Source organism: Paenibacillus macerans, from assembly GCF_050565405.1.
Lineage (GTDB): Bacteria > Bacillota > Bacilli > Paenibacillales > Paenibacillaceae > Fontibacillus > Fontibacillus macerans_B.
In genome coordinates, this window is record NZ_JBNYYG010000055.1 from 24,413 (window position 1) to 36,824 (window position 12,412).

12 protein-coding genes are annotated in these 12,412 nt (G+C 58.9%); all 12 read right to left on the reverse strand.

The window, feature by feature from the left end; translation table 11 throughout:
- Positions 1-137: 137 nt before the first annotated feature.
- Positions 138-749: a flavin reductase family protein gene (locus ACQ4N8_RS22875; RefSeq protein WP_430706670.1), complete on the reverse strand. Its 612-nt coding sequence runs from the start codon at positions 747-749 to the stop codon at positions 138-140.
- Between the two features lie 70 nt (positions 750-819).
- Complete coding sequence (locus tag ACQ4N8_RS22880; protein ID WP_430706658.1) at positions 820-1,443, reverse strand: alpha/beta hydrolase; 624 nt, start codon at positions 1,441-1,443, stop codon at positions 820-822.
- A complete protein-coding gene (locus ACQ4N8_RS22885; protein ID WP_430706659.1) occupies positions 1,440-2,390 on the reverse strand; it encodes a ring-cleaving dioxygenase in 951 nt (316 codons plus the stop codon). The genes ACQ4N8_RS22880 and ACQ4N8_RS22885 overlap by 4 nt, the downstream gene beginning before the upstream one ends.
- 29 nt (positions 2,391-2,419) lie before the next feature.
- The gene (locus tag ACQ4N8_RS22890) at positions 2,420-3,058 is read right to left on the reverse strand and encodes a nitroreductase family protein (protein WP_430706660.1); all 639 of its coding nucleotides are present in this window, start codon (positions 3,056-3,058) and stop codon (positions 2,420-2,422) included.
- A gap of 269 nt (positions 3,059-3,327) precedes the next feature.
- Complete coding sequence (locus ACQ4N8_RS22895) at positions 3,328-3,726, reverse strand: DoxX family protein (RefSeq protein WP_430706661.1); 399 nt, start codon at positions 3,724-3,726, stop codon at positions 3,328-3,330.
- Positions 3,727-3,913: 187 nt separating this feature from the next.
- Positions 3,914-4,357, reverse strand: a complete 444-nt coding sequence (locus ACQ4N8_RS22900; RefSeq protein WP_430706662.1) for a MarR family winged helix-turn-helix transcriptional regulator — start codon at positions 4,355-4,357, stop codon at positions 3,914-3,916.
- A 519-nt stretch (positions 4,358-4,876) separates the two neighbouring features.
- Positions 4,877-5,266: a cytochrome-c oxidase gene (locus tag ACQ4N8_RS22905; protein WP_430706663.1), complete on the reverse strand. Its 390-nt coding sequence runs from the start codon at positions 5,264-5,266 to the stop codon at positions 4,877-4,879.
- A gap of 127 nt (positions 5,267-5,393) precedes the next feature.
- Positions 5,394-7,709 carry an ATP-dependent DNA helicase gene (locus tag ACQ4N8_RS22910; protein ID WP_430706664.1) on the reverse strand — a complete coding sequence of 772 codons (2,316 nt, stop codon included), beginning with the start codon at positions 7,707-7,709 and terminating at the stop codon, positions 5,394-5,396.
- 103 nt (positions 7,710-7,812) lie between these two features.
- Positions 7,813-9,288, reverse strand: a complete 1,476-nt coding sequence (locus ACQ4N8_RS22915) for an FAD-dependent oxidoreductase (protein WP_430706665.1) — start codon at positions 9,286-9,288, stop codon at positions 7,813-7,815.
- A gap of 97 nt (positions 9,289-9,385) precedes the next feature.
- Complete coding sequence (locus ACQ4N8_RS22920; RefSeq protein ID WP_430706666.1) at positions 9,386-10,348, reverse strand: ROK family protein; 963 nt, start codon at positions 10,346-10,348, stop codon at positions 9,386-9,388.
- A 27-nt stretch (positions 10,349-10,375) separates the two neighbouring features.
- Positions 10,376-11,068 (reverse strand): copper homeostasis protein CutC, encoded by a 693-nt coding sequence (locus ACQ4N8_RS22925; protein ID WP_430706667.1) that lies wholly within the window; start codon positions 11,066-11,068, stop codon positions 10,376-10,378.
- Between the two features lie 58 nt (positions 11,069-11,126).
- Positions 11,127-12,236, reverse strand: coding sequence for a M17 family metallopeptidase (locus tag ACQ4N8_RS22930; protein ID WP_430706668.1), 1,110 nt, complete (start codon positions 12,234-12,236; stop codon positions 11,127-11,129).
- Between the last annotated feature and the right edge of the window lie 176 nt (positions 12,237-12,412).

Consider the following 12,412-nt stretch of genomic DNA (forward strand, 5'->3'; position numbering starts at 1 on the left):
CCGTCAGATGCAAAAGTGCAGTTCATTTCCGGCCATAAATCTCTTTTTTTGCCGAATGACTCGATTCAGCCTCTCCTTGGTCCCTTAGAACCAGCGCAAAAAAAGGCAGTGGGAGGATGTCCCAAACTGCCTTCTGTTTATTGCGGCCGAATCAGCTCAAAGATGTCGCCCAACCGGGAGTAGTTGTTCCCCGCCAACCGGCTTACCGGCCGCAGCCCGAAAGGATCGATCCGCCCCGCCTCATAGAGAACGTCGTCGATATGGAAACGGACCACCCGGCCGATCAGCAGGTCGACCGCCGGTTCCTGCTCCGTTCCGCCCAAGGGGATGGAGCGCTCCAGCAGGCATTCCATGCGGATTTTGGCTTCGGCGATGCCCGGCACGGCAACGGCCTCGCTGGACACCGGCGTGAGGCCTGCCGCCTGCACCTCGCTCTCCTCCGGCGGGAGCGCCGCCGCCGTCTGGTTCAGCTCGCGAATATACGACTCATCGGCGATATGCACGACGAACGCGCCCGCCGCCGCGGCATTCCGGGCCGTATCCTTCGGCACGCCCTGCTTCCTTTGCACTGCCACGGACACCATCGGCGGATTGGCGGAAACGATGTTGAAATAGCTGAACGGCGCGGCGTTCAGCACGCCCTCCGACGACAGCGTCGTCACGAGCGCAATCGGCCGCGGAATGACGCTGCCGATCAGCAGCTTGTAATTGTCCCGCTCGCTTTGTTGATCCGGATTGATCGAGATCAGTCGAACCAGCCCCTTTCCGGTTGCACGGACGAATTCCCGCAGCGGGCTCTTCCGCGCTATGATAGCTAGATCATGCTTCGGCCAAGTTGCGCTTAAACCAGTCGGCCGCTGCCTGCACCTCGGTCTCGGTCAGTTGATGGCCGTAAGGCTCCCAATGCACGTGTACCTGAGCGCCGGCGGCGCCGAGCAGCCCTTTCAGTTCCTCCGTTTCCTCCGGACGGCACATCGCGTCGTTCCGCCCGGCCCCGATGAAGACGGGCAGGCCGGCCATTGCCGGCAGCTGCACGCCGCGGCGCGGCACCATCGGATGGTGCAGGATCGCCCCGCTTAACGCGTCCTGATGATGGAACAGCAGACTGGCGGCGATGTTGGCGCCGTTCGAGTAGCCGACGGCAACGACGCGTCGCCGATCAAAGCCGTACCCGGCCGACGCTTCATCCAAGAAGTCTTGCAGCTCCTGCGTTCGGAAGACGAGATCCTCCTCGTCGAACACGCCCATCGACAGCCGGCGGAAGAAGCGGGGCATCCCGTTCTCCAGCACGTTGCCCCGGACGCTTAGCACTGCCGAGGAAGGGGAAATCATTTCGGCCAGCGGAAGCAAATCCCGCTCCGTCCCTCCGGTGCCGTGGAGCAGGAGCAGCGTGGGGGCTGCTTGCCCCCCGCTGTCCATGGCCGGCTTATAGATGTGTTTCATCGCCGATCCTCCTCAAGCACCCGCACTTCGAACGGAGCCAAATTCTGCTCGATCGCCTCGCGTTGCGGCTCGTACCAGGCCGGCAGCATCAGCTTTTCGCCCAAGTGCTCCTGCGTTTCATCGTTGGCGAAGCCCGGCGGGTTCGTGGCGATTTCAAACAAGATGCCGCCTTCCTCCCGGAAATACACCGCGTGAAAATATTGCCGGTCTACGATAGGCGTCGGATGGTAGCCATGCTCGGCGACCCGGTCTCTCCATTCTTCATGCTCGGCGAAATCCCGGGCTCTCCAGGCGATGTGGTGCACCGTTCCGGCGCCGCCCGCGCCGTATTCCATCGGTTTGACGTTGACGTCGATGACGTCCCCAAGGTCCCCCTCCGCTTTAAAGCGGGCATAAAATTCATCCTCGCCAAGCTTTTTCAGGCCCATGACCGTTTCCAGCACCGCGGCGGTTTTCTCGGGTGCGGCGCTGTAGAGCACCGCGCCGCCGAAGCCTTTGATCGCTTTATCGGCCGGGATGCCGCCGAACGCCCAGGCGTTTGGCGAACCGTCGGCTCGCTCTACCAGCTCGAGCTGCAGCCCGTCGCCGTCGCGAAAGTGCAGGTACGATTCGCCGAACCGGCTAACCTCGGTCGTGGAGATGCCGAATTTGCGCAGGCGTTCCTTCCAGAAACCCATGCTCCCATCCGGGACGGCGAAGGTAGTGATGCCCACCTGTCCGGCGCCGACCCGGCCCCGCCGCGAACCCGCCGAAGGGAAAAAGGTCATGATTGTTCCCGGATTGCCCTCCTCGTCGCCGAAGTACAAATGGTACACCTCCGGCGCATCGAAGTTGATCGTTTTTTTGACGAGTCTAAGTCCAAGCACCCCCGCGTAAAAGTCCACGTTCGCCTGCGGGTCAGTGGCAAAAGCCGTAATATGATGAATCCCTGAAGTTGGATGTAACATGATCATTCCTCCTATTCTAGCTTATGGAATTAAAATGCGTTATAGCTGACAAACTCGCCGACCGGTTTACGGTAGCCGCGCGGCCGGAGGCTGGACGCGTCTTCTTTGCCGATCGCGATCAGCATCGCCGGAACATAGTTGTCCGGAACCTGCAGCAATTGGCGGATTTGGCCTGGATCGAAGCCGATCATCGTGCAAGTATCCCATCCCCGGTCTTTGGCCACGAGCATCATCTGCATGGCCGACAGGCTGGCGCTGCGGATCGCTTCCTCCCGCATGAACGCTTCGCCCCGGCTCTCATAGAATCCGATCGTGTCGGAAACGAGCCGGTCATACTCCTGTTTGCTGAGAACGCCTAAGTTCAACAGCCCTTCATTCATCGTTCCGGCATCCTGATGGGCATCCAATTTGCCTAACACCAGAATGACTGCCGAAGCCGTCTTCACCTTATATTGCTTGGCTGCCGCTTCGTAGACCTTCTCCTTCAATGCCGGATCCTTGACCACGACATAATGGGTATGCTGCAGGTTAAACGCCGATGGCGCAAATTTCGTCAGATTGAAAATCTCGTTCAATTCCTTGTCTTCTATTTCCACGCCGGGGATGAATTTATTCGCCGAACGGCGAGATTTGACGACCGCGGTAAAATCATGCTCATGCTCTTTCATATTGGGATTCCTCCTGAATAGACTAATGTAATTTTCGGAATGATTATAGAGGTTCTTCAAAAAGTCGTCTTCCCATGACGAAGCAGTTCTGGGAGGAAATCGACATCGAATCTTGAATTCAGCCGGGCCTTCCAAGCGTATGCTTCACGTAGATCTGTCTACGCTCCGCTACTCATTCCCTAGCTTCTTTCAACTCAAGCGTTTTGAAAAAACCGCACATCGTAAGCATAGGCTTCGGTCCTGGAAACCCGACTTTTTGAACTCGCACTTCATAGAATAGCGTCGATGGAATACGAACCCGCGCCGGTCAAAACCAGGCCGACCGCTGCAGCTATGATGATCAGGTTGTACTCGTATCCGCCGGCGCTCGACCAGAAGCCGTTCTTGACGTGAACCGAGACGATCGCCACGATCATCGTAAGGATAAGCAGCGCCGCGCCCACCGGCGTAAACAGCCCCGCCGCCACCAGCAATCCGCCGCCGAATTCGGCGAGACCCGCCATCACGGCCATCGGCACGCCTGGCTTGATGCCCAGCGATTCCAACCAGCCGCCCGTGCCTTTCGGGCCGTAGCCGCCAAACCACCCAAACAACTTTTGCGCTCCATGCGCCATCATCGTCAAACCGATGACTAAACGTATAATTAATAAGGCCAATGCCAAACTCATATTAATCCGCTCCTTTGCTATTGGTTTTTTATAGGGATTGAATCGATTTTTTCTAAATATGAAGAATCTCTATATTAAGATATTAGGTCCGGAGAAGCGTCTGCCGACGCATTCCCAGTCCTCCATCGGAATTTCCGTCAAAATACGCCTGCTTGCCTCAGCCGGCGAGCCTTGCTTTGCAGTACAACTACTGGTAACCCTCCTGAGCCGATTTACCCAACTTTTTTAGCAGCATTGCGGCGATTTCCCTTTCCTCCGGCGAGAGCCCGCCGACCGCCCGTTCGATCACTTCGGTATGCTGCGGGAAAACCTCCTCGATGAATTGTTTCCCTTGCTCGGTAATTTCCGCGTACACCAACCGCCGGTCCTCCGCACAGGTTTGGCGGGTCACGAATCGCTTCTTCTCCAATTTATCGACGATATACGTGATATTGCCGCTGCTCATCAACACCTTGTTGCCGATTTGCTGGATCGGCTGGCGGCCCTTGTGATACAACAGCTCCAGCACGCCGAATTCGGTACGGGTCAATCCATATTTGCGGATCGCCCGGTCGCTGTGGGCATGCACCCATTCGCTTGCTCTCGACAACACGATAAACAAATGCAGCGCGTCATTTTGGTTTCGATCCATCGTTTCTTTCACCTCCATATCCTCGTCCGATAGTTATTGTTCGGCCTGTATTCGCAAGTTGGTTATCACGTTGCTTTGCCTTCATTGCGATGTCATTAGGATAACCGCTTTTCTCAATTTGTATTATCTTGATATTAAGATAAATCAGATTGAGATAATTGTCAACCCTTTTATAGCACCACGCACGGCATTCAAACTTACGAAGACCCGGGGCATCGGCGGACAATCCATGGATGCATGGACAGACTTCCAACTTTTAACGGACACCACAGACCTTATTCCAGGGGAAATGGAGCAGCTTGGCCTGTTTTTGATCAGTTAAGGTCTTTCCGGTCCGCTAGAATGGGAAATAGGCCGGGAAATCGGGATTAGCGTCATCTCCGTCCGTTAGCGTGAAAATCTAGCGCGAAAAAGGATGACGGTTACTCGCTCCCACGACTAACCGTCAATCCGGCCCGTTTTCGCCGCTTACCCGCGCCGCCGAAGTCCTTCCCCGTCTCCCTGCTTCTGAATTAAAACCTACTTTTTGCCTCGCGACGATGCGCTCGTACGTACGTTCATGAACACGTTGACCGCAAACACGACGACGCTCAGCACGACCAGCGTACCGCCGACCGCCACCAATGGCTCGAACTGCTCGGACCCCGACAGCAGCAAAGCCAAGCTGATCATCATCAACGGAAGACCGATCGAATAAGTCCAAAACTGGATTTTGCTCAGCAGGCTTTCCCCCGCTCCCGGAAATAACACGTAGATCACGCCCGCGAGCGCGAACGAAGCCCACCCTAGCAGGTTGATATGAGCATGCACGCTCGCCAATGTATATTCATGCTGCATGGACATGTACATGCCCAGAAGTACGCCGATCACGAAATAAATCACCGAGACTCGGATATACAAAATTCCCAAACCAACGCCCCCTCAACTTTGAACAGGTTACCTTACAGTTTCAAAATATGTCACATGTGAGAGGAATATTCGGAGAGCGCGGTCATCGGTTAAAGGGATCAGCACGTCGGTATAAACATCAACATAATTACCGCCACGCCTCCGGCAGCAATCGCGCGTAATGCGGCTGCAGGTAGCGGTCGTCGATCAGCGCCAAGCGGCCCCGGTCGGTTTCCGAACGGATCAGGCGGCCGCCGGCCTGCAGCACCTTGTTCATGCCGGGGAAGACATAGGCGTAATCGAAGCCGCTGCGCCCGGCGGCCTCGAAGTAGTCGCGGACGATGTCGCGCTCCAGGCCGATTTGCGGCAAGCCGACGCCAACGACGGCCACGCCCGTCAGCCGGTCGCCGACGAGATCGATGCCTTCGGAGAAGATGCCGCCCATCACCGCAAAGGCGATCAAGGTCCCCTGCGGTTTCGGAACGAACGCGGCCAAGAACCGCTCCCGTTCCTCCTCGGACATTTGGCCCCGCTGCACCAGCAGCTCCGTGCCCTCCCCGGCCATGGGGGCAAAATCCTCATAAATCATGTTCATATAAGCATACGAAGGAAAAAAGAACAGGTAATTGCCCGGCCGGCCGATGGTCAGTTCCTTAAGGGAACGGGCCAGCGGGCCCCGCATCTGCTCCCGGTCACGGTAGCGGGTAGACAAGGGCAGCACCACCACCTCCAGCTGGTCGCGGGAAAACGGCGAAGGAAGCGACACCGTATAATCGTCCGGTCCCTCCCCCAGCATATCCCGGTAATAGGACATCGGCGACAGCGTGGCCGAAAAATAAACGCGCGAGCGATATCCCTTGCCCATCTCCCGCAGCAAATGGGACGGATCCAAGCAAAACAGCTTGATCCGTACGTCTTCCCGGGTGATTTCCGCATACGTCACGTACCGCTCATCGTAGAGCTTGCCGATTCGGCCGAAATGCACGGCATCGAAATAGGCCTGGAGCAGCAGCTCCCGCCCGGGATCGTCCGCGGGGGCGGCTGAACCCGGCGAATGTGCGGTCGCGGCCAGTTCTTTCTCCGCCGTTTCGGCAAACGCCTCGACCTGCTTCAACAATGCCTCGGGGGCCTCCTTGTCGATCCGGTGAGGCCCCTCCGCCTGCTTGCGCAGCCCGATGAAAAAGGCGTTCACCGCCTTGGCCGCCTTGGATATGTCGGGCCGCTTGTCTTTATACGCCCGCTGCAAAGCCAAATAATCGGCTTTCCGCAGCTCGCCGGAATACATCTCTCGCGCCCGATCCACGAGATTATGCGCTTCGTCGATCAGCAGGGCGGTCTCGTGCTTTTGCTCGGCGAACATGCGCTGCAGCGATACCTTCGGATCAAAAATATAATTATAATCGCAGATGGTCACGTCGGCCGCATAACTTAAATCGAGCGAAAACTCGAACGGGCAAACGCGGTGCTTCCGGGCGTATTGCTCGATCGTCGTACGGGTGAGCAGCGTTTCGCAGGTCAAGATGTCCAAAATCGCCCCGTTAATCCGATCGTAATAGCCGTCGGCATAGATGCAGTCTTCCTTATTGCAGCGAACCTCGTCCTGGAAGCAAATTTTCTCCTTCGCGGTCAGCGTCACCGCATGGACGTGCAGCCCCTGCGTTTGCATGAGCGCAAACGCCTCCTCCGCCGCGGTCCGGGTGATGGTCTTGGCCGTCAGGTAAAACAGCTGCCGCAGCTTGCCCTCGCCCATCGCTTTGATCGCCGGAAACGCAGTGGAGATGGTTTTGCCGATGCCGGTCGGGGCCTGGGCGAACAAGCCGACCTTCTCCTCGATGGTTTTGTACACCGCTCCCGCCAGTTTCCGCTGCCCGGCCCGATAGCCCGGAAACGGAAATCTGAGCCGGGCGATGCTCTCGTCCCGCACCTGGCGGTGCTCCAGCAGCAACCGGGCATACGGGGCATATTGCCGGACCACATCCATGACAAACGCCTCCAGTTCGTCCAGCGCGGCGGCGGTTCCAAACTGCTTGCGCTCGCCCGAATCGAGCTGTACGTAGGTAAGCTGCAAGCCCATTTGGCTTAGTCCGTTTGCTTTGGCATACATATAGGCATAGCACTTTGCCTGCGCCCAATGCACGGGGTACGTGTCCACGTCGATCATCGCGAGGTCCCCGGCCGTCGATTTGATCTCGTCGACCGTGAGGCTGCCGTCTTCCCCCGCCAGCAGGCCGTCACAGCGCCCCTCCACGACGAAAAGGAGATCCCCGCAGGGAATCTCCGCCGATACGTACACTTCCTTTTGGTCCTGCTCGCTATACTGCTTCTGCACCTGCTGGTGCGCTTTGGTCCCCTCCGTCAAGGAAACCGCCGTCCGGAACCCGCTTTCCAGGCTTCCGCTGCGGTAAACATATTCGACCAAGGGGCGCACCGCGATTTTTACCGCTTCGCTTGCCAATCGTTTCACCGTCCGATACTCATAGAAGAACATTTGTTCTATCAGTATACCATGCCGGCAAGCAGGGTAAAAGCATTCGTCGGGACTCGAGCGGGGCGGCACATTCCCGAAATCAGCGTGTCAGCACGATGCCATAGTCCTTCTTCAGGTACTGGTGAATCCGCCGAAAATCGGCCGGGGTCAATTCGCTTAACCGCTTGTGTCGCTGCTTCCATTCGCGTCCAAGCAGGATGCCCATCGTTTGTCCCGCCAGCGCGGTGGTGGGAATGATGCGGGCGCTCCCGTAAGCCTTGATCCTCGCGCCGACGTTTTTGCCGGCCACCAGCACGTTGTCGTACGATTTCAACTCGAAGGAGCGCAGCGGGATCCCGTACCGGTCCGGTTTGCCGTAGCCGATGCCTTTCTTAACCACCCTGGTAGCCTGGAGGTCGACGGGGTAGCCGCCGACGGTGACGTTGTCCCAAAACATCCGGCCCGACATGAGGTCAGGATAATCCAGGACATATTCGGTTTCATAGCGGTTATAGTCGCGGATGTACAAATAATCCGGATAACCACCCAGTTGGGCCTTTTCGAAGCCGGGGATATGCTCGCGCAAGTATTTCGCGATATAAGGCGATTCCGCTTTGGCCCGGACGACGGCGGAGCCGACCGATTTCGGATCGGACGGATCGACGTCGTACACCAGCAAGCTGTTGATGATGACTTCGCCGTCTTTTTGATACGTTGCGTTTAGGCCCCGCAGCATAAGCCGGGAATCGCGCGGCCTGTAGTTATAGGTCAAATTGCTGAAGCCGGTGGCGAAATCCCGATCGACATAAGTGTTGGCGCCGAATTTCTTTCGGACGTTCGTCAGCGGGTAATGGTCAAGCACCGCTTGATGCAGCTTGCTCCAGTCGACATTTTTAAACCTGAGCATGTACGTGGCCGCCATATAATCGGGCTTCTTGCCGTTGTACAAGCTCTCCATGCCGGGAATGCGCCTATTGCCGAGGTGCGAGGTGAGCGCGTTAAAATCGGTATTGTCCACAAAATAACCCGCCTGCACCTGATACAGCTTGCCGTCCTCCGCCAGATAAGTCAGCGATCGGACCGTTTTTCCCTTGCCTGGGGCAAGGTCTTCGATCTCTACGCCATCGACCGCGATGCCGCTGCGAAGCGGAATTCCCTCGATCAGCTTGCGGTAATAGCCTTCAAAAGCGGGCAGTCTGCGGATCGTGCCGGCCTTATAGCCGTCGTACAGGTGCTTCAACTCGCCTTGCACCAAACTGCGCTTGCGGTTGTCGTTAGGCTCGTCCAGCACCAGCATCTGCCCTTGAATCAGCTCCCCGCCCGGCTTGCGGCGCGGATCCAGGATCAGCACGTTTAATCCCGCATCATGCGCTTCCTTGGCCAGCAGCACCCCTTCGATTTCGCTCCCGAGCACGACGACGTCATACCGGCTGCACCCCGGCCCGCAGGAAGGAGTTTGGCCCGATGCGGCAGCTTCCGGCGCGTGGCGGCCGATCCAGGGAAGCAGCAACGCCGCACTAAAGAGGAGGAAATAAAATCTTAAATCATTCCGTCTTTTCCATGGCTTCGTCTGCATTTATACCGGATATCTCTCCTCGCTAGGGGATATACTGCTAGTTTGTCTCCGATAAACACGAGATATCCAAGCAAAATCGGGATAACGACTGCCCTGTTTAAGGTTTCGGCATGTGATCTTGAAACAACGCCGCGGCACCGGTCAGCCCCACGTCGTCATGCAAACCTGCCGGGACGATGGTATAGCTGTTCCGGTAAGGGGTCATGACCAGTAGCTCCGTTTCCCGGCGCAACGCCGGGAACAGCTGCTCCCCGGCCCGGCTAACCCCGCCGCCGATCACGATGCGGTCCGGGTTAAAGGCATGAATGGCGTTGGCCAAGCCAAGCCCCATATAATGAATGGCTTCGCGAATCACCTGGTCCGCCACCCGATCGCCCTGCAACTGCGCGGCGAAGACATGCTTGGCGGAAACCGGCTCCTGCTGCGCGTCGGCCAGGCTTTGAATGATCGACGTATCGCACCCCATCCTGGCCAAAGCCGAATTGCGGATCGCCGTACCCGAGGAAAACGTCTCCCAGCAACCTCGCTGGCCGCAGCTGCAAACCGGACCGTTCGGATCGATCACGGTGTGGCCCAGCTCGCCCGCAAACGAACTGGAGCCGAGCAGCAGCTTCCCTTCCAGCACGATCCCCGCGCCGACGCCGGTGCTAAAGGTAAGGTAAACCATGTTTTCCGCGCCTTTGCCGGCACCGCGAACGTATTCGCCCCAAGCTGCCGCATTGGCATCGTTGACCACCTTCACCTCAACGCCCAATTCGGCCTCCATCCATTTCTTGAGGGGGACTTCGTTCCATTCCGGCAAGTTGGTGCCGTTCAGCACAATGCCTTCGCGACTGTTTACCGCACCGGGAGAGGCAAGGCCCACCCCGGCGAGGAGATAACCGTCCGAAACCGCACGGATCATGGAAACCATGCGACCGACCACCTCGCGGGCCGTACGCGCTCCGGCGGTTTCCATCAGCTCCCGGCGTACGATGGCTCCCTCCGGGTCAAACAACGCCGCAGCGATTTTCGTCCCGCCCAAATCGACGCCAACTACGTATTTTTGTGATGTATGCAATCAAGTTCACCTTTTTCGCTGTCTATATTATTGGATGACGCGCAAACGGGCGGACAAGCCTCGTAGCCGCTCCGGGTCGATGGGAGCCAGCCCGCCGCCGCCCTGGCGGACGGCGGAACCGAAATGGACCTCGGCAACTCCGGTCTCGGCGATAAACCTTTCGATCGTCTCCGTCGTCAATCCGTGGCCGGCTAAAATGCGCAGCGAACTGCCGCGGGCAAGCTCTACCAACTCCCGGATCGCCGGGATCGCCTGCGGCGCCGGCAAGGGACCTCCCGAGGTCAGCACCCGGGTTACTTGCGGATAACGCAACAGCGTGCGCAGCCCGGCGCGAAGGTCGGCTAGCTCGTCAAAGGCGCGGTGAAACGTCACGTTCAATCCGTCCGCCAAAGCCAGCATTCGCTCCAAAGCATGCTCGTCGATCATCCGGCTGGCGGTTAACGCGCCGAACACGATGCCTGCGGCTCCCGCATCGGCAATGGCCCGGACCTCGGCCTCCATCGTAAGCAGATCGGCTTCGCCGTATACGAAGGAACGGCTGTGCGGCCGGACCATGACATGAACCGGGATGCCCACCGCCTTGACCACTTGCTGAACCATCCCGATGCCGGGCGTCAAGCCGCCTTCCGTCATCGCGGTGATCAGCTCCAGCCGGTCCGCTCCGTTCGCTTCGGCCACGACGGCGTCTTCTACGCAGGTTGCGATTACTTCTAAAATCATGATGTTGCCTCCCCATACAGATCAATAGCATTACATCGTTGCAGCATTCCCGCGAAGCTCAACCGTAGGAGGCTTCGGCTCCGCCCGCGCCATCCGTTCCGGCAGCAAAGCGCTGCACCGCATAATCGGCCAGCAGGCGGGCACCGTACCCGGTTGCTCCCGCGGCCGAGTAGCCGACCTCCTGTTTATACTGGACGGTGCCGGCCATGTCGATGTGCACCCATTTCAGCCCGTCGGCCACGAATTTGCGGATGAACAACGCCGCGATGATCGCCCCCGCCATGCCCGAGGTGCCCACGTTCCGCAAGTCGGCGTAATCGCTTCGCAGCTCCGATTCATACTCTTCCATAAGCGGCATCGGCCATAGCCGCTCGCCATTGCGCTCGCCGATGGCGACCAGGGTTCGGGCCATCCCGGCGTCGCCCAGGATCGCCGCGATGCCAAGCCCCAGCGCCTGGCCCACATTGCCGGTAAGCGTCGCGATATCGATTGCCTCCGCTGCGCCCAGCTTCGCGGCATGGAGCAGCGCGTCGGCCAGGATAAGCCGGCCTTCGCCGTCGGTGTTCGCGACCTGAACGGTCAGGCCGTTCGGGTAGCGGATCACCGACGAGGGCAGCATGGCCCGGGCGTCCGGCAGGTTGTCGGCGATGGCGATCAGCGCCGTGACGCGGACTGCGACCCGCTGCCGCACCAGGATGTCCATCGCCCCGATCACGGCGGCCGCCCCGCCCATGTCCATGCGGGCATCGCTGATGTCCGGGGCGGTCTTCACGTTCATGCCGCCCATATCGAAGGTGATGCCTTTGCCGACCAGCGCGAGCAGCGGCAAATCCTCCGCGCCGCCGCTGTAGGCCAGCTCGATCAGCGCCGGAGGATGCTTGCTTCCGGCCCCGACGGCCAAGAGGCCGTGCATCTCCCGCTCCGCGAGCTCCTGCCCCCGGTACGCATGAACGCGCACCGGAGTCCCCGCAAAACGAGCCTCCACCCAAGCCGCGAATCGGTCGGGATTCAGCGCGTCCGGCGGCTCGTTCACCAGGTCGCGGGCCAGCATGGCGCCTTCCGCGCGAATCCGTGCCGTTTCGCAGACGGCCTCCAGCCGCGAAAGCGGCAGCTCGGGCCAATCGGACTGGCTCAAAATGAGCTCTACGCTGGCCTCGTGCCGGGTCACGCCCCGGTACTTGCCGAAGCGGTAGAGCCCGAGCAGCCAGCCCTCGAGCCAGGCCTGCAGCCAGGCGGCTGCAGCCGCGGCGCCGACTGCGAAACGCCGGCGTTCCCATAAATACGATATTCATCGAGCGAGGTCACTCCTTCTCTTCACCCTCAGGGGTTATTTCGTACACTCTT

Excerpts from the sequence above, each read along its gene's own strand:
- ACQ4N8_RS22880 (WP_430706658.1), bottom strand. The coding sequence starts at position 1,443 with ATGAAACACATCTATAAGCCGGCCATGGACAGCGGGGGGCAAGCAGCC.
- ACQ4N8_RS22915 (WP_430706665.1), bottom strand. The coding sequence starts at position 9,288 with ATGCAGACGAAGCCATGGAAAAGACGGAATGATTTAAGATTTTATTTC.
- ACQ4N8_RS22925 (WP_430706667.1), bottom strand. The coding sequence starts at position 11,068 with ATGATTTTAGAAGTAATCGCAACCTGCGTAGAAGACGCCGTCGTGGCC.
- ACQ4N8_RS22895 (WP_430706661.1), bottom strand. The coding sequence starts at position 3,726 with ATGAGTTTGGCATTGGCCTTATTAATTATACGTTTAGTCATCGGTTTG.
- ACQ4N8_RS22890 (WP_430706660.1), bottom strand. The coding sequence starts at position 3,058 with ATGAAAGAGCATGAGCATGATTTTACCGCGGTCGTCAAATCTCGCCGT.
- ACQ4N8_RS22900 (WP_430706662.1), bottom strand. The coding sequence starts at position 4,357 with ATGGATCGAAACCAAAATGACGCGCTGCATTTGTTTATCGTGTTGTCG.
- ACQ4N8_RS22885 (WP_430706659.1), bottom strand. The coding sequence starts at position 2,390 with ATGTTACATCCAACTTCAGGGATTCATCATATTACGGCTTTTGCCACT.